This window comes from Domibacillus antri (genome assembly GCF_001936625.1).
Classification (GTDB): domain Bacteria; phylum Bacillota; class Bacilli; order Bacillales; family Domibacillaceae; genus Domibacillus; species Domibacillus antri.
Genome location: NZ_MSDU01000003.1, coordinates 46,098 through 64,026 on the forward strand (window position 1 = coordinate 46,098; position 17,929 = coordinate 64,026).

Annotated in this window: 13 protein-coding genes and 2 pseudogenes; 11 read left to right on the forward strand and 4 right to left on the reverse strand. The window is 39.4% G+C overall.

Translation table 11 applies throughout. The features are described 5' to 3' along the window. The first annotated feature begins 29 nt into the window (after positions 1–29). Genes BTO30_RS00455 through BTO30_RS00485 form a run of 7 tightly spaced genes read left to right on the forward strand, consistent with a single transcriptional unit; the run spans position 30 to position 5,771 of the window. Positions 30–2,444 carry a Na+/H+ antiporter subunit A gene (locus BTO30_RS00455; protein WP_075396752.1) on the forward strand — a complete coding sequence of 805 codons (2,415 nt, stop codon included), beginning with the start codon at positions 30–32 and terminating at the stop codon, positions 2,442–2,444. Next, positions 2,431–2,853, forward strand: coding sequence for a Na(+)/H(+) antiporter subunit B (locus BTO30_RS00460; protein ID WP_083632222.1), 423 nt, complete (start codon positions 2,431–2,433; stop codon positions 2,851–2,853). Before BTO30_RS00455 ends, BTO30_RS00460 begins: the two co-directional genes overlap by 14 nt. A 1-nt stretch (position 2,854) precedes the next feature. Then, the gene (locus BTO30_RS00465) at positions 2,855–3,193 is read left to right on the forward strand and encodes a Na(+)/H(+) antiporter subunit C (RefSeq protein WP_075396754.1); all 339 of its coding nucleotides are present in this window, start codon (positions 2,855–2,857) and stop codon (positions 3,191–3,193) included. Next, positions 3,186–4,667, forward strand: a complete 1,482-nt coding sequence (locus BTO30_RS00470; RefSeq protein WP_075396755.1) for a Na+/H+ antiporter subunit D — start codon at positions 3,186–3,188, stop codon at positions 4,665–4,667. The genes BTO30_RS00465 and BTO30_RS00470 overlap by 8 nt, the downstream gene beginning before the upstream one ends. A gap of 30 nt (positions 4,668–4,697) precedes the next feature. Further along, positions 4,698–5,183 (forward strand): Na+/H+ antiporter subunit E, encoded by a 486-nt coding sequence (locus BTO30_RS00475; protein ID WP_075396756.1) that lies wholly within the window; start codon positions 4,698–4,700, stop codon positions 5,181–5,183. Beyond that, positions 5,180–5,464, forward strand: coding sequence for a Na(+)/H(+) antiporter subunit F1 (locus tag BTO30_RS00480; protein ID WP_075396757.1), 285 nt, complete (start codon positions 5,180–5,182; stop codon positions 5,462–5,464). Before BTO30_RS00475 ends, BTO30_RS00480 begins: the two co-directional genes overlap by 4 nt. Beyond that, positions 5,442–5,771 (forward strand): Na+/H+ antiporter subunit G, encoded by a 330-nt coding sequence (locus BTO30_RS00485; protein WP_075396758.1) that lies wholly within the window; start codon positions 5,442–5,444, stop codon positions 5,769–5,771. Before BTO30_RS00480 ends, BTO30_RS00485 begins: the two co-directional genes overlap by 23 nt. Before the next feature lie 872 nt (positions 5,772–6,643). Here the strand turns inward: BTO30_RS00485 and BTO30_RS00490 are convergent. Next, positions 6,644–8,863 (reverse strand): phage/plasmid primase, P4 family, encoded by a 2,220-nt coding sequence (locus tag BTO30_RS00490; protein ID WP_075396759.1) that lies wholly within the window; start codon positions 8,861–8,863, stop codon positions 6,644–6,646. 296 nt (positions 8,864–9,159) lie between these two features. Between BTO30_RS00490 and BTO30_RS00495 the strand changes: the two genes are divergently transcribed. Then, a complete protein-coding gene (locus BTO30_RS00495) occupies positions 9,160–10,134 on the forward strand; it encodes a ParM/StbA family protein (protein WP_075396760.1) in 975 nt (324 codons plus the stop codon). Next, the gene (locus tag BTO30_RS00500; protein WP_075396761.1) at positions 10,131–10,421 is read left to right on the forward strand and encodes a hypothetical protein; all 291 of its coding nucleotides are present in this window, start codon (positions 10,131–10,133) and stop codon (positions 10,419–10,421) included. Before BTO30_RS00495 ends, BTO30_RS00500 begins: the two co-directional genes overlap by 4 nt. A 51-nt stretch (positions 10,422–10,472) precedes the next feature. Here BTO30_RS00500 and BTO30_RS00505 read toward each other — a convergent pair. Next, a pseudogene (locus BTO30_RS00505) lies at positions 10,473–10,949 on the reverse strand (S16 family serine protease); the annotation flags it as partial. A gap of 138 nt (positions 10,950–11,087) precedes the next feature. Between BTO30_RS00505 and BTO30_RS00510 the strand changes: the two are divergent. Continuing rightward, a pseudogene (locus tag BTO30_RS00510) lies at positions 11,088–12,116 on the forward strand (IS1595 family transposase). 52 nt (positions 12,117–12,168) lie between these two features. Beyond that, positions 12,169–12,471: a hypothetical protein gene (locus BTO30_RS00515; RefSeq protein ID WP_075396762.1), complete on the forward strand. Its 303-nt coding sequence runs from the start codon at positions 12,169–12,171 to the stop codon at positions 12,469–12,471. 527 nt (positions 12,472–12,998) lie between these two features. On the opposite strand, the gene BTO30_RS00520 is transcribed toward BTO30_RS00515, so the two are convergent. Beyond that, complete coding sequence (locus tag BTO30_RS00520; RefSeq protein ID WP_075396763.1) at positions 12,999–15,959, reverse strand: hypothetical protein; 2,961 nt, start codon at positions 15,957–15,959, stop codon at positions 12,999–13,001. Between the two features lie 161 nt (positions 15,960–16,120). Further along, positions 16,121–17,194: an S-layer homology domain-containing protein gene (locus tag BTO30_RS00525; protein ID WP_075396764.1), complete on the reverse strand. Its 1,074-nt coding sequence runs from the start codon at positions 17,192–17,194 to the stop codon at positions 16,121–16,123. Positions 17,195–17,929 lie beyond the last annotated feature (735 nt).

Below are 17,929 nucleotides of genomic sequence, written 5' to 3' on the forward strand. Positions count from 1 at the left end.
ATATAAAAAGTTAGTGAGGAGGAAACGGATTGATCCTTATTCATGTGTTAATTCTCATCCCTATTTTAACAGCTTTTCTCATTCCGATCATTGGGAGGCAATTCCCTAAGCTGCATCTCGGATGGGCAGCACTTGCAGTTCCGATTGTATTATTTAGTTTTTTTGTTTCCAAAATTCCAGCGATTTCCTCAAATGAAACGATCGCAGGCTCTATGGCTTGGATCGAGGCATTAGATCTCCATTTTGCCGTTTATTTAGACGGTCTCAGCCTCATTTTCACCTTGTTAATTACAGGGGTTGGCAGCCTGGTAGTATTGTATTCGATTTTCTATTTATCAAAGGAAAGAGAATCACTCTCCCACTTTTACGCCTATTTGCTCCTCTTTATGGGTGCGATGCTGGGCGTCGTGTTATCTGATAACTTAATGGTGCTTTACCTATTCTGGGAGTTAACAAGTATCTCGTCCTTTTTATTAATTGCCTTTTGGTTCCGTCGAAAAAAGTCACGTTACGGTGCCCAAAAATCATTTTTGATTACGGTCGGCGGCGGCATTTCCATGCTGGTCGGCTTTATCATGCTGAAGGTAATGACCGGCACAAACAGTGTACAGGAAATCATCGCCATGCGGGATTCGATTCAGGAACACGAATTATTTGTTCCTGCCTTAGTGTTAATTTTGCTCGGTGCCTTTACGAAATCAGCCCAATTTCCATTCCATATCTGGCTGCCGGATGCGATGGAAGCACCGACGCCCGTCAGTGCCTACTTGCACTCTGCCACAATGGTTAAGGCAGGATTATTTTTAGTCGCTCGTTTCACCCCTGTTTTTGGCGGTGAAGAAACATGGTTCTGGCTTGTAAGCGGCGTGGGTATTTTCACCATGTTCTGGGGCTCCTTCTCAGCTGTTAGACAAAAAGACTTAAAGGCACTGCTCGCCTATTCAACTATCAGCCAATTAGGATTGATTATGTCTTTGTTCGGACTTGGGTCCGCAGCGCTGCAAGGAGGGGCTTCTACAGAGTCCGTCGTTTATACAAAAGCAATCTATGCCGCACTCTTCCACCTTGTGAATCACTCTACGTTTAAAGGCGCGTTATTCATGGTCGTAGGAATCGTTGACCATGAGGTCGGAACAAGGGACATCCGCAAACTCGGCGGATTAATTTCACTCATGCCGATCACGTTCACCTTAGCAGTCATTAGCAGTTTTTCAATGGCTGGACTGCCTCCTTTCAACGGTTTCTTAAGTAAGGAAATGTTCTTTACCGCTGTGTTAAATGCGAATGAAATGACTGTTTTTTCTATGGAGACATGGGGGCTGTTATTCCCGATCATTGCCTGGGTGGGAAGCATTTTCACTTTCACCTATTCGATGATCATTGTTTATCGGACCTTTTTGGGACCGTACCGTCGTGAAAAATTGGAAAAAGATCCGCATGAAGCACCCATTGGCATGTTAATCTCACCAATCGTGTTATGTGCGATGGTCATTCTCCTGTTCTTTTTCCCGAACCGGTTAAGTGAATACTTGCTTTCACCTGCCATGTACAGCATCCTCCCTGCGTATCAAAACGTGGAAGGGATTATTCCTAAAATCTCTGCCTGGCATGGATTTAATTTAGAATTATTCATGACAGCAGGGGTTGTCGTGCTTGGCGCATTTCTTATGAAGACCTTTCGATTCTGGAATATCGTTTATGATTTATTCCCTGAGCATCGGAGTCTTGACCGCGGATACCAATGGATTTTGTCTAAGAGCGAAAGAGGATCAAAAAAGGCAACCGACCGCTATATGACAGGTTTCTTGCCAAATTACCTTTATTATATTTACGGCTTCCTTTTGCTTATGCTGGGAGGAACGCTATGGCTGACGGGCAGTATCGTCATTGATACCTCCAATGATGCCCCGGTGAGTTTGTACGAAGGCATCATGGTCTTTATCATGGCAACCGCAGCTGCAGGCATCCTTTTTTCCAAGTCACGTATGACTGCTACATTATTAAATGGCGTTCTCGGCTACTCCATCGCAATTTTCTTTGTGTTATTTAGAGCACCGGACCTGGCGCTGACTCAGCTTGTCGTCGAGACGGTTACAACCGTTTTGTTTCTCCTTTGCTTTTATCATTTGCCGGAGTGGTCAAAAGAGGATCGGTCATTGAAAGTCCGCCTTCCTAAAATAGCCGTATCCATCGGAATGGGTGTGCTGACTGTCTTGATCGCTCTCTCTGTACAGGGAAACAAATTATTTGACTCCATTTCGAGTTATTTCGAAAATTCTTATGAGCTCGCGGGCGGGCGAAATATTGTCAACTCTATTTTAGGGGATTTCCGTGCCTTTGATACGATGCTTGAAGTCGTCGTCCTCTTTATCGCAGGGGTCGGAGTCTATACCCTCATTAAATTAAAAGCGGATCAAGGAGGGGATGAGATTGAGAGAAAATGATGTTATTTTACAAACAGTCTCTAAAGTAGCCGTGTTCATTATATTAACATTCGGTGTGTATTTATTTTTAGCCGGTCACCACAATCCAGGCGGCGGATTTATTGGAGGTCTCACCTTATCATCCGCCTTCGTCCTTTTATATTTAGCCTTTGACGTGGAAACAGTCAATGCAGGGATTCCGATGGATTATAAAATGGTCGCCGCAACAGGCGTTCTCATCTCTGTATTCAGCGGGATGGGCGCCCTTCTATTCGGCAGCGCTTTTCTGAGCCAGACCTTTGCATACTTTGATCTCCCCATTTTTGGAAAGACCGAACTGGCAACCGTCGTGTTGTTTGAATCAGGTATCGCTTTAGGTGTGGTTGGCGTTGTCGTAACCATTATGATTAGCATTAGTGAGGATGTGTAATATGGAAACGATGATTACTCTTGTAGTCGGCGTCCTCGTATCTGTTGCCACTTACCTGCTGCTCTCGAAAAATTTGATTCGGGTTGTATTAGGTACTGCGATTTTATCACACGCAGTACACTTGTTATTAATGACAATGGGCGGATTGAAAATCGGGAGCGTGCCAATTTTAGGTGATCACGTGGATACCTACACAGATGCGCTGCCGCAAGCACTAATCTTAACTGCGATTGTGATTAGCTTTGCTGTAACCGCCTTTTTCCTTGTTCTTGTGTACCGGACCTATCAAAGCACGGGAACCGATAATCTGCAGCAAATGAGAGGAACAAACGATGAATAATATTTTAGTATTTCCTATGGTCCTCCCGATCATTGTGGGTGTTTTATTGCTTTTCTTCCGTTCGAATCCAAACATTCAACGGTGGTGCAGTGTCCTGACGATGGTCGTCGTCTTTTTAATCAGCCTTTGGATTTTGGAGAAAGTAATGAATGAAGGCATCTTACGCCTTGATTTTGGGGAATGGGCGCCTCCGTTCGGCATTACCTTTGTAGCCGATGCGTTTGCGATGCTGTTAGTATCGACGGCTTCACTCGTGTCCATTCTTTGTTTGTTGTATGCCGTTTTTGCTAGAGATGAAAGAAGAGAAAAGTTCTTTCTATACCCGTTCTTGCTATTGCTTGTGGCGGGCGTAAATGGCGCATTTTTGACAGGAGACTTATTCAACTTATTTGTTTGTTTTGAAGTGATGCTGCTTGCTTCGTATGTCTTAATGACACTCGGAGGGGAGAAAAAACAGCTTACCGAAGGAATCAAATACATTTTAATCAACATTTTGTCATCCTGGTTCTTCTTATTAGGCATTGCCTATATGTACGGTACGCTTGGCACGCTGAACCTCGCCCAGTTATCACAGCGAATCGCAGAAGCTGGTCAGCCTCCGCTTCTGACAACCATCAGCATTTTGTTTTTAATCGTATTTTCTTTGAAAGCTGGATTGGTTCTCTATTTCTGGCTTCCAGGTTCTTACGGAGCCTTGCCGACAGCTGTTTCTGCTTTATTTGCAGCGCTTCTGACAAAAGTGGGCGTTTATGCACTATTCCGCTTCTTCACGTTGTTGTTTTACCACGAGCCATCGATTACGCATACGATTATCGGCTTAATGGCCATAGTCACCATGGTTGGAGGAAGTCTCGGTGCCATTGCCTATGTTGATTTGAGTAAAATCGCGGCCTATAACGTGGTCATTGCCATTGGATTTATCCTGGTTGGTTTGGCCTCTCATAACGTCGAGGCAATTCAAGGCTCCATTTATTACTTAATACACGATATTCTCGTTAAAGGGCTGCTATTCCTCTTGATTGGCACCGTGATTTATTTGTCCGGCAAAACAAGATTTCATCAGGCAAGCGGTTTAATTACCAACTATCCGCTGCTCGGCTGGATTTTTTTAATCACGATTCTGTCCTTAGGAGGCATTCCCCCGTTCAGTGGCTTTGCCGGGAAACTTTTAATTGGACAGGGCGCTCTTGGAGCCGGTGAATATGTTTTGACTGCTGTTGCCTTTTTATCAAGCTTGTTCGTCTTGTATTCGCTGCTGCGCATCTTTTTGAATATGTTCTGGGGTGAAACGTCCATTCGAACACAAAATCAGATCCCTTTGTCAAAAGGAATGTTAGCTCCATGCCTTGTTCTGGCCGCCCTGACAGCAGGATTAGGGTTGGGAATGGATGTCGTTTCTCCATACGTGACAGAAGCGGCACATGTGTTAATGAATCCGGAGCTTTATATTGAGGGAGCGCTGAACAATGAATAATTGCACAGATTCTGAAGGAGGTGGAAAACGTTGCCTGTACAGTTTCTATTAAATTTGTTAATTGCCATTTTATGGGTCTTTTTGAAAGATGAAGATACGTTTGAAGTTCCAACCTTTGTGGCCGGTTTTTTAATTGGAATTGTCATCATCTTTTTGATGCATCGATTTTTCGGAACACCTTTTTATCTGAAGCGTGCCTTCTCCATGCTGAAACTGCTTTGGATTTTCAACTATGAGCTTATGACATCCAGCATCTTAATCATGAAACAAATATTAATTCCAAGCGCTACGTTTGAGCCGGGCATTTTTTCATACGAAACAAAGCTGAAAAGTGATTGGGAAGTGACTGCACTCGCTCTCCTTCTCATGTTGACACCGGGTTCTGTGGTGCTGCGTATTTCACCAGAGGGGAATGTGTTTTATATTCATGCCATGGATGTAAAAGATACGAAGCCAATGGTATTAAAGTCCATTCAACTGTATGAAAAAGTAATTTTGGAGGTGACCCGCCCATGACGAACCTTATTTTCGTTTCGGCAATCGTTCTGTTTAGTATCGCCATTGCCATCTCCCTTTTCCGGGTTCTAAAAGGGCCGACGCTGCCGGATCGTGTTGTAGCGTTCGATGTCATCGGCGTCAATCTTATTTCCATTGTGGCGGTGTTAAGTGTTGTGTTGCGGACGAAAGCGTATTTGGAAGTTATTTTGATTATTGCCATCCTCGCCTTTATCAGCACCGTTGCCTTCTCAAAATACATTGAGAGAGGTGTCATCATTGACCGAAAACGAAATCGTTGAATTGATCGCCGCTTTGATGGTCTTGCTCGGGAGCATTATGGCCATCATCAGTGCCTATGGAATTGTTAGTCTGCCGGATGTTTATACCCGTTCACACGCCGGCACAAAGAGTTCAACACTGGCTGTCCTTCTGACTTTGACAGGCGTATTCATTTTTTTCTGGTCCACCGAACATTATATCAGCATCCGGCTTGTGCTTGGCATTGTCTTCTTGTATTTGACCGCACCTGTCGCAGGGCACCTCATTTGCCGGGCGGCTTATAATTCGGAAGTAAAGCTGGAAGATAAGACAGAAAATGAACAATAAAATATCCGGAAAATAAATAAAGCATGATTTCCATTTAATCGGAAATCATGCTTTATTTTATAGTTATCCACCAAGGTATAGCGTATGTATTTGGTGGAGACGGCGGGAGTCGAACCCGTCATCTCTACAAACGCTGGTGTATCAACGTTTAAGCCCAACTTTTGCTTATTTTAAAAATCACTGACCATGGTTTTGACCATGAGTTTCAAAAAAACCTTACGGAGACACGCTGTTTTTTATGCTTCATTACTTCTTAATACAATACCTGAAAAGCACGCTAAATGCCATCCTGAAATCATCCTTTCCATGTGCTCACGAGTTTTCTTTTGCAAATCGGAATGGCACTTTGGGATGAAAACTATACAGATAATCATATAACGAGAACCAATGACAAAAGACGGTAACAAATAATAGTTCCCGTCTTTGTTTACTACTATTCAATTTACCTCATTATTTCTTTGATTCAAAGTATTTGCTTCGCCCTATGATCCCCCAGTTCCAGCAAACGTATCACGATTCCATTGAAGGACACTTGTACATTACAACTCATCTTGATTGTATGAAACAATCCTGTTTAATATCTCCTGCCTTCTGAAATACTCCTCATGACGAATATCAGCAAGATGATATATTTCTTCTATATAATACTGGATGGTTATGTTTCCTCTTTCCAATACATAACAACCACAAGGAGGGGGCATCAGGGAAACGAAGGCTTTTCGAAAAACTTTATGACTTTGTTTACGTCATATCATTATAGATTTAATTCTTATTGTTAAATTGGTCAAATAACCCCCTTCTTTTGCCGTACCTTCGTGTTACAGTGTCCCCCCTCCTCGTGGTTGTCCCTTCTTTACAAAGAGCTGCCAACTTTATAGTTTCCTATTAATTGATATTCCTTTGAATACAACACGTTTATGGCTGTCTTCTGTTTTAAGGATTTGGCGGCCATATTCAGATAACAGTGCTTTGTTAAATTTCGTCTGTGAGATTGCCTGCATATTGTTTTCGAGACACATCTTCTTATAATGGTTATAAAGGTTTTGACTATGCTCTTGTCCATTCACATTGAGTTCACAATGCTCTGTTACGAACCAGATAACGTTATTGCTTTGCTTTTTATACTCAAACAAAAGGTTCTGAGTAGTAGAACTCTTTGTAAACTGATAATTGTTAGCCGTCAACCGTTTTAATCCTGTAATCGCCCATTGAACGATTCCATCCACTTCATTTTGCAGTTTGGCTTGCAGCCCAGTATCTATTTCACCCTGTGGAACTTGTCTGACAAATGGCAAGATGATTAACCTTCTGTAAAATCCATCTGTTCGGTCAATATAATTGGATGGCAATTCATTACACGAGAACAAAAGCCTTGCCTTGTTGCTAAAAGAAAATGGAGTGCGAAACTTCTCTTCGGCTACAATAGTATCTCCACTAACCAATGTTTTAAAGATACCTGTATCCTGCAACGCTTTATTTGGTAAATCCGCATAAATATTTGCGAGCTTACCAAAAAGTAAACTTGATTTGAACTGATGGGACAAGTCTTGCAACGGGACATTACTAATATTCTTCTTTCCTAATAAGTTTTCAACAACTTTCAAGAAAGTAGATTTTCCAGTACGCCCAGGACCATACAAAATGAATGCTTTTTCTGCTATGGTTTCTGCAATTAAAAAATAACCGAGCATTTCCTGTGCAATTAATTGGTCTTCTTTTGAAAGTACCGACTCCATGAATCCTTTGAAAATCGGATACTCAGCTGTCTCAATGTAATTTGCGTTTATTTGAATAGAAGTGAAAATGTCGGGTGAATGCTCTTCAAGCAACCCAGTTTGCAAGTTCAATATTCCGTTTTTGAAATTGATTCTGTTTTTTAACATTGGCGATTCAAACAAATCACCATTATGCCATAACCTATTCTTTAGTTGGTCCAGCGTATCTCGAACATGTGATGATTTACTGTGCTCGTCAATCAGCTTGCTTTGTATCTTCGTCTTAATTTGTTGTTCATCAATGTGCTGATAAACCCCTTGATGATATTGAAAAAAGTGTTCGTTGGCATACAAAAGCGTTTCTTCTGACTGAATATGCTTCGCCAAAATTCCTGGCATAAAAGTGATGGAGCTTTGTCCCTTCATGTACCAATGTGGAAGCTCTGCTTTTTGAATGGCAGGCTTTGGTATATCAGGCTTTTTGCTTTCAGCTTTATTTCTCTGACTCTCTCTTTCAAATACATTTCCCGTATCTTTAATTGCTTTCCCAATTACAACATCTCCGTAAGTGCTTCCGTCTGCGTAGTGAATACTATCCCATTTACTTCGGTATAGTCCCGATTTTCTAAACAACACGTCCATTTGGCTTGCATCTTTTGCGGTGTAGAAAGCTAAAGCGTTGCACAGGGCCATATCTGCTTCACTTTGAGATTGATAATACCCCTTCCAGTCTCCTTCGTACAAACTTTTTAACCGATGCCCACTTTTGCCTCTGAACATAACATCAATTATGCTTTCGTCTCGTACTTCTTCTCGTTGACTCAGTAAAACCAATTGTTCATCCTCATCTCCTTTCTCTAAAAATGTCGTGCAGATTGAATTAATTCCGTCTGTGGCCCATTCGATTTTGTCGTATCCATTTAACATATTTCCCGTCACCGTAAAGTAACGCTTGTTTTGATACACTTCTAAGCCGTACTCGCTATTCTTTGAACGAGTTGATGTTTTAGCTCCTTTTGTAATTAAATGAATGCCTTTGCCACTTGGGGAATATTCCGCATACGCTTTTCCTTTCAATTGGCAAAGAATCTCCTCTGCAACCTGATTAAATATCCCATTTTCCACGCAACCGTCAATGTCGATTCCTACTAAATCATCCGCCTCCGTAAAAACGAAGCCTATGCCTGTGATGAAGTTCTTCCCTGTATATTGAATGGCTTCTTCAAAGGAAAGCCAGTTTTCTACACTGTTTGAATCCATGTTCATTCCTGTGTTTGGATTCACTGGAACTTTTGTGATTTTTTCACCTCGTGGTACTGCTTTATAGCAGACCCACTGTTTCATTTCTCTCATTTCTTTTGGAATATTTTTGTACATTCGTTTCCTCCTCTCGTTAATAAACACATTGTATTCTGATTGACAACTCTCTGAAATAGCTTTTTGGTTCGACTCTGTTCGACCCTAAAACCAACTCAGCAAAGCAGCGAAAAAGTGATTATATTATGTCTGTTTGTTGTTACATAGTCATTTTTGGTTTGACCACGTTTGACCACTTTTAAGAAAATTTAAGATTACTTCGACATACTTAGACCGTATCTTCTTAATTTTTCTTATTTCTCAATATGAATCTGCATAAGATAGAAGGTAATTAAAATTAGAGAGGAGAAGGTATTTTGAGAGAACATGTTTTTATTGGAATTGACACAGGGAAGCATAGTACGAAGGTTTTGATGGAGCATAGAGGCAAGACGTATACTTTATTGTTCCGAACCAAAATGCAAGAAACATATGATTTGGGAGTGGAAGTCCAGCCTTCTTCATATAAAATTGATTTTGAAGGAAGGCAATTTTTATTAGGAGATATGTCTTCGGAAAGCCAAAGTGATTTTAATTTAAGTAAGGAAACACTGATTCATCAGGTTTCAATCTATACTGCCATCTGCGAAATAATGAGAAAAGCGAATATTTACTTTCATAATGTGCAATTGCATGTGGCCGTTAATGTTCCCATTAATGTTTACAAATCGAAGACACAAAAAGAATCCTTTAAGCGATTCATTGAAAATAACGGCAAAACGATTTACTTTCGGGTTAATGATTGTCAGTACAACTTTAATTTAACAGATGTAACGATATGCTTTGAAGGAATGGGGTTAATTTACTCTAACTCAAGTGAAGTGAAAAACTCTTCCTCAACAGTGATTGATATAGGTGGATTAAATACAACCTATTGCGTATTTAACGGCATACAACCAGATTTCAGCAGTATGACAGTTTCCCATGCAGGGATAAATATACTGAAAGCGAAGTTAGAACAAGCATTAGTGCAAAAATACAATCGGAATGTATCAGCAACCGACCTTGAATTACTTATCCAGCGAGGGTATATTAGCTACATGGGACAAATTGAAGAAGATAGCAAAAAGATTATTGCTCAGGTGAAACAAGCTCACTTTGAACAAATCATTAACTATGCAAAACAGCATAACTATACCTTTAACCAAGACTTTATTTACTTTGTAGGAGGCGGAGCACTGCTTCTGCAAAAAGAAATTTCAGAGCAGTTTCCTAATGCGAAAATTGTTATTAATCCCCAGTTCGCCAATGTGAAAAGTTTCTTGGAAATTGTAAAGGTCAAGTATGCATGACAAAAAGCCACACCATCACCATAAGTTTCCTGCCACGTGACGAGGACATTTGGCAATATGTTCAGTTAAAAAAAGAATCCTCTAATTTGAGTGAATACATTCGGAGTTTAATACGAAAAGAAATGAATAGTAACGATTTTTCTTCACCACAGCCAGATGAATCGATTGAAAAAATTCTTGAGATGTTATCTACTCTCTTGCCAAGTCTTTCTTTTCAACCAGCTAATATTGTTGAAAAAGAAACTGTAAGTGATGAAACAAAAAGTACGATACATTCTCTGTTTTAAAAGAAAAAATGCTGACGCAAATCAGCATTTTACATAAAAATCATCTATCGATTATGAAACCCCCAATGCTTTAAACACAGTATCAATAGGATCTGAATAAAAAATGAGCTGGACCTTTATTAACAAATCTGATGGTACAGTTTGAAAATCCACAACGGAGGAAGCTGGAATTAGCACTTTTTTCGCCCCTGCATCTACACATACCTGTAGAACATTTGCCAACTCTTCTACCTTTTCAATCGTTCCTCCGACAGTCATGTTGCCAAGAACAACGGTGTTTTCTTGAACTGGTTTTTCCAACGCACCCGAACAAAGACCAATTAATTCAGCAATGGCCAATTGTGATGTTAAGCCAATACCTTGCAAATCAGCAATATGCATAAGGTAATCTTTTGTCTTAATTGCAATTGTGCCACTAATACTTTTGCTGTTTGCTGTGAAATAACGATAGGCTGTATCCAGACTCTCTTTTACCGCACGATTAGAACCGACACCTGACTTTTCAAACTTACCTGACCCAGAAACTATTCCACTACCATCTAATAATTCAACCGATCAAAACATATTTAACAAAATGGCTCTGTTAAAGTAAGTTGTTGATATTTGATACTTTCTCGAATTCTTAGTATAATCGTTATAAGAACAAATATTCGGGATTGAGTAAGAATGAGCAAAGCATTTAGTAATCTATTAAAGCACATTGATAAATTATCACATACGCAAAAAGAACAAGTATATCAATGGGTAAAACGCTATGTTCAACCTTCTGGCTCTGTCGATGGTCATTTAATCAATGAAATGAGAGAAACTCGTTTTAAAGAAGGATTTGAGTGTACTCATTGTTCATCTGAACACGTTGTTCGGTTCGGAAAATATAATGGTCGGCAATGCTATCGTTGTAAATGTTGTGGCAAAACTTTTACTGACACAACCAACACCGTCTTGTACCGCACTCGAAAAGGAAACGAATGGATTACATTTGTTGATTGTATGTTCAAAGGATATTCCCTGCGAAAATCGGCTGAAATCGTTGGGGTTACTTGGGTTACACTTTTTTATTGGAGACACAAACTGCTAAACACTTTAAAGCAAATGGATTTTGAACATTTTGAAGGTATCGTTGAAATTGACGAGACCTATTTCCTATACTCTGAAAAGGGAAGACGTGGCATTACTGACCGCAAACCTCGAAAGCGTGGTGGAAAATCTAAACATAGAGGTATAAGCCACGAACAAGTTTGCGTTCTTGTTGCCAGAGACTGAACAAAAGCAACCGTCTCAAAAGTTGCTTGTATGGTTCGTATTTTGAAAACAAAAGTCCATACTTTAGTTGGTTCTAAACTGTCTAACGAAAACGTGCTTGTGACCGATGCTTGGAGAGCCTATAAAACCTACGCGAAAGAAAAAGGATTAGAACATTATCGAATTAAATCAAATGATGGTAAATACGTTATCAAAGGGTTATACCACATTCAAAACGTCAATGGTCTCCATTCTCGTATGAAACAATGGATAGACCGATTTAAAGGCGTGGCTACAAAATATCTCAACAATTACCTCGCTTGGTTCTTATTTATAGATAGTCGTAGTAACGAAAGCACTAAACAGTATATTAAAGAACTACTGCTAACATCATTTGTATTTGAAATGACAGATACATATGATAGCTTACGATTATCAAAATTCAATGTGTAGTCCTTATTCAACTAAAGTTTAGTGCAATAACTTTTATCTTAGGAGGTTGTAAATGAAGAAAATAGGAACGGTTCTATTAATTTTATTTACTTTTATTGGAATTGGATTTAGCTATATTCAATATAAAAAGTCAAATGTTGAGGAAAGTGTAATTAAGTATCTAACAACAGAAAAGAACATCTCAAAGAGGGATATTATTTCGAGTGAACCATTTATTGCAAATTTACAAGGAGATAAGAAATGGATGGTCAGTATTAAACTCAAAGATGATGAGAAAACGTATTATTATTACAAAAATAAAAATGAAGTTGTTTTGGAATCGTATGTAGAAAACGGAGTAGAACACGTTCAATAAAAAGGCTAATTAAAGAACGGGGGAAACCTTGATAAATGGGGTTTCCCCTAATTATTATGCAAATATCAACATTGAGATTTAACAGAGCCTTTCTTATAGGTCGTGGTAGAAGTTGCCCTTCCTGAAATCTCACATATGGCGCTATGGTTGAACCTCAAATGCACCTATCAGTAGAGTTTGCTCTACATCATAACTGGTAGCTTGATCATCATTATATCCTACTGATAGGAAATGTCATCTTTCGCCCTATATGAAATTTCGCATGTAGACCTATTATATATCCTATACATTGTCTATCATAACTCTCGTTCTACATGAAAGGTGGGATTTTGATATATAACATATCCTATTGATAGACTATGTTGTCTTTAGCTCTACATAATAGGTCATAGTTCAATTCTAATTAGTTCTTATTTTATTCATACTTTTTCATAACTAATCTAACTAACTCATACTTATTATGAATTGATAGATACATTAGAACATAAAAAAGAGAAGGGGAGGGGTGTCCCATCCTTCTCTTTTTATTATTGCACAATGTGTGTTTTCAAGTCATCCAAGTAAGAGCCTTTAACTTCGATTGTGACGTTTTTAATGTCACAAAGCTCTCGTGGTGTGTAAGGCTTGTCGGGTGAACCATAGAACGGTTCTGTTTCAATACGCACATTGTAGTTACCATCTTTTGTATTCTCGTTGATATACACTTTTCGTTCAGGGTTATTAATGACTGTTCGTGGCTCTAAATCATACGTTGTTGTATTGTTGTACCACGAACCTGTTTTAGAACCGTCAAGCTCAAGAGCAATCGGTTTACCCATATCATCGACCATAGGCATTGTAATCTTTAATCGAGCGGAAGAATCTACCCATGAGTAACCAGGAGAGACGTGTCTACCTGACCAGAATCCATTGTCGTATGGCTTTGGTGTGTCGTTGTACGTATTCGTCTTGTAGCTTGTCACTACTTTAAGCTCGAATCCGTATCCTGCTTTAATCGTACCCTTCGTAGATAGTAAATCTACCCATCCACCTTGTTTATCCGTTGTATACTTGCTACGGAACAAGATTTTTTCGACTTTGTGACGTTCATAGAAGCTCACAGTAGGGTATTCATAACGCCAGTTCTTGTCATAATGTGTATGAGAGCCAGAATAGTTTCCTTCTGAATCATATACTGAATGACTCCAAATGTAGCCTGTCCAGTAGGATAATGTAAAGGTCGTATTCCAGTAGTTTGAAGTGTGAACTGCTGGACAGTAAAAGCTGTCTGCATTTCGTTTCAAATGAACTCGGTCAAAACCAATGTTATCTGTATACGGATTTACTTCCTTACCGTAAGCATCACGTTTTACCTCAATATATTTACGTGGGGCAGGGTTCGCCTCCACTTGTACAATGTGTTCTCCTTCTCCAAGTGATAGGGGAGGGAGGATGCGAGAAATTTTCATTGTCTTCAAGGATTGAACAGGGACAGTTTCAGTTTTCACAATTTTTCCGTCAATTGTGTAAACAAGAGGGATGTCCTTATTTTTCTTGTCATAATTGAAGTTAGTCAAGTTGAAGTTCACTGTATATTGAACTGATTTTTTGCTTTGTGTTTTTCCTAACCAAACGGTTCCGGGTTTCGCAACAAAGTTGCTGACCACAATATTGTCAGGGTTCACTAAGCAAGGTGGTTTTGCCACGTCATCAGCAGGATTTCCGTTCAGACCGCTGTTCGCCCATTTAGAAGGGATACTGGCTTGTGTACACATTTTAGGAACTCTTGGTGTGATTCCAGCCCAAAAGACTGCATAATCGCCTGGTTTTTTCAGTTTGCCATCTGGAATAGGTTTGCCATATTTATCGTACACACCTTCATAGCTGTAAGTTTGATTCGTAGTAACCGTTTTTGTGTCAGTTAATTTGATTTTCAAATCCGCACCGTCAACAGGCATTGTGCCGTCTGTTTTGGTTACTCGGTATTTAACAAACATATCGTAGTTTGGCGTTACATAATCAACAAGATTTTTCTCCATATCATAGTAACCGTCAAACTTTACACCTAAGTTTTCAGGAGCAATCTCCAAGATGATAGAGGATTCATCATCATATTGGTTCGTATTGTAGCCTTCTGTAAAGAATTGACCAGGAATACGAGCGTTAAACTGAACTTTATCTTTTGGTTTAGCCGTTGTTGGAACAGTAAACGTGTAAGAGAAATGAGCTGTACCACCAGATTTTAAATTGTTCTGGTTTGGTGCATCTGCTGTATCCTTATATTTAGGAGTTGAATATCCAGTGGCTAATCCAATTGTGTCATCATAAGAGTACATATGCTCTAATTGGATTGGCATGTCCTTAATGTCTTTCTTAACATGAGGCATATTCTTAACGTCTACTTCAATACGATACGTTTCTCCTTTACGAACCGAAGGGCTGTTAATCTTCACGTTTGCATCCACTTTATAATAGTCAGTTGTGTTTCTTGTTTGTCTTGCGACTAACTTATTCTCACTATCATAAATTTTATAATCGACTAAACGCAAGTTTGGTTGCTTTGCTGGTTCTGTAATAAAGGTTTTATACCAAGGCTTTGAGCCATGCCAACCAAGCCATATACCTGTCTCGGTTTCAGGATTAGACATGAGACGGAGACGTTTCGCCCAATAGTTTGCATTTCCTACTTTTGCAAACCCTGGATATTGAGGTAAAAAGTATTTTTTAATATACTCAACCTTTCTATCCATGTCGTTAAGTCTGTCATCACCACCAAAAGCGTTAATGCTATAACTTTTAGTCCATGAATATTCAATCCAGTTTCTATGTGCCCAGTAATAGTCAATTTTACTTTTTGTTTTTAAATTTTTCCTTGAATTAGACACTTCATCATCTGGAAAATAAGGGTTTCCTACAGCAGAACCATATTGAGTATAGCCAAGAAAACGCCATTCATACTTCTTATTTTTAAACGCTCCATATTTAATGGTTTGTGTGCCAGTATTTTTTCCTTGATATCTTCCAGTCCACGGGTCAATCGCTCCATATTTAAGGTTTTCTCGGTAGGCTTGGCGGCTGGCTTCATTTACAATATAATTCCCACCATTTATAGCCGTCTGCCTATTTTCGAGCATTAAACTTAAATCATGTTCCTTTAATGGTCTATCCATGTAATCCCTTGGCACAACTGAATACCAGACAAATCCACCAGGTAGTTTTCTGTTTTCAGGGAAGTATACTTCTCTATACAAATCAACTATTCCTCTTGACTGATAGAATCTGGATTGTGGACTCCCAGCACCATTATTAAAGCCTGGATTAAACTTTATGGACATGACGGTTTCTCCATCTTCCGAATAAGATGTCTCATGTATTAAAGCACCATTGTTACTGCTCCCACCACCAAATCCAATTGCATTAGACTCAATAGTAGTAACATGTGAAATCAATCCTAATGATCCAACGCCCGCAAGTGCAGTATATATCCCATATTTAGTTCTTTTTTTCACTTCGTTACCTCCTTTTCGAAAGATTATAGTCAAATGTTACTTTATTTTTCACTTTAAACAAATAGATTTCATGTTCTATATTGCTCAATAAGTTTATGTATTATATTCATTGAAAAAGAAAATATAAAAAGACCTTCGCTAAAAGCGAAGGTCTTTAAAACTTATTTCTTTTTACCAACTTCAAGGTAGACGCTTGCATCTGCTGGACTATATGAAGCCTTGACGGTTCTTCCGTTTGCAGTAAACCGCTCTGGAATGTCATTGTTCTCGAAATAGTTCCACACACGCTGTGCGTCCGCTCCGAAGTACAGCTTGAACAGCTCTTTGGAAACAATTGGGATTCGGTAGCCTTCAGCAAGACCAGTATCACGCCACATATAGAATTTTATTCCTGCTTCAAAAGGAGCATCAGTACCCTGACCAACTACTTGAATAGCACCTGTTTTACCTTTAATAGAATACATTCTACCACCATCAGCAAAACCAAGTTCATCTTGTAGAGTAGCCAAGTTAGTTGCATGGTCAGGACTCCAAGTTGACTCCAACACCGGAGCTGTCCAACCATCAGGATATACTTTACCCGTTGGTTCAGTTGATACAGGTGGGGTAGGGGTGGTGCGATAAGATTCATCCAAGGTTCTTGCCATCATGACAGCAAACTGCACTCGTGACAGATAATCAACACCACCAAACGTTCCATTCGAATACCCCATTGTGACTTGATTTTTAGCCAATCCCTGCACATATGGATACGCCCAATGCGTTTTCGGAATGTCCGAAAATTGTTCATTTGATGTTCCTGTTAAATCATAGGCGAGAGAGAGAATTTTTGCCATTTGAGCGCGAGTTAACACGCCATTCGGGTCAAAGACTTTTTCGCCTTTTGCATTTACTTTTCCACTAATAATGCCAAGTTCAACCGCTTTTGCCACTTCATTGTACCCGCTTCTGCCAGGTTTTACATCGGCAAATCCAGGGTTTGGAACATTAGAGAAATCTTTAATTCCTTTTTCACGTAACATCATTTGAACAGCTTGCAGTCGAGTAATAGATTTTCCAGGCTTGAAATCGCCATCCTGATACCCGTAGATGATTTCTTTACCTGTTAGGAATTGAACTTCATTGTATGCCCAATGAGATGTAGGCACGTCTTTGAATTTGGTTTGTGCAAGTGTCTCCGAACTCAGAACCACAACGAATGCAAGAGCTATGAGACCTGAAAGAACCTTTTTCATTGATGCATTTCCTCGTTTCCTGTAGTGAATTTGAATACATTACCGATTATCAAACATGCTCCCTGTTTCATACAGTAAGATAATTGTCACAGAATCTGTGTTATAAATAGAAGGTCACATAGTCTGGTAGTCAAGAAAATATACCCATATACAAGCTAATTTTACCATATTCCACCTCTAAGAAACGATTACTTTTCAACTAAATAATCTATTCAACATTATTCGACATCATCTGCATACTATAAGTTGATATCTTCTCGACATATTCCTATTTTCAATAAACACTCCATGTTTAAACTGACCTCTTCAAAGTTCCTGTATGACTCCCCACTCCAAAAATTCAACGTCATCTCTTTCGAATCATCAGAAGAATTGACCACGACATGAACATTTTTCAGCATTTTGTAGTATTTGGTCATACCATAGACTCCTTTGTCAGTTCGTCAACATCGCATTGTTTATCAGCAGATTCATTGTGTCGATGCACTCTCTTTGGTTTATATCGGAGTCTGTTTCCAAAACCATACGCAATAGCTTCACATAGTACGAGAGCTGGTCATCATTCAAGAATCCATAACAACCTGTTCCAATTCATCAAGAACGCTGTTGAATTGCGTGTTCAAAGTTTCCATCACATTCCCTCCAATATTGTCTGTTTTACTTGTCCCGACCTAATAGAAAGTCGACATTCATGCTGTTCTCCACCAGAACTGCTGTATCGAAATTCACTCCGTT

Coding starts and splice junctions, on each gene's coding strand:
- BTO30_RS00465 (WP_075396754.1), top strand. CDS start 2,855: ATGGAAACGATGATTACTCTTGTAGTCGGCGTCCTCGTATCTGTTGCC.
- BTO30_RS00470 (WP_075396755.1), top strand. CDS start 3,186: ATGAATAATATTTTAGTATTTCCTATGGTCCTCCCGATCATTGTGGGT.
- BTO30_RS00480 (WP_075396757.1), top strand. CDS start 5,180: ATGACGAACCTTATTTTCGTTTCGGCAATCGTTCTGTTTAGTATCGCC.
- BTO30_RS00490 (WP_075396759.1), bottom strand. CDS start 8,863: ATGTACAAAAATATTCCAAAAGAAATGAGAGAAATGAAACAGTGGGTC.
- BTO30_RS00500 (WP_075396761.1), top strand. CDS start 10,131: ATGACAAAAAGCCACACCATCACCATAAGTTTCCTGCCACGTGACGAG.
- BTO30_RS00515 (WP_075396762.1), top strand. CDS start 12,169: ATGAAGAAAATAGGAACGGTTCTATTAATTTTATTTACTTTTATTGGA.
- BTO30_RS00525 (WP_075396764.1), bottom strand. CDS start 17,194: ATGAAAAAGGTTCTTTCAGGTCTCATAGCTCTTGCATTCGTTGTGGTT.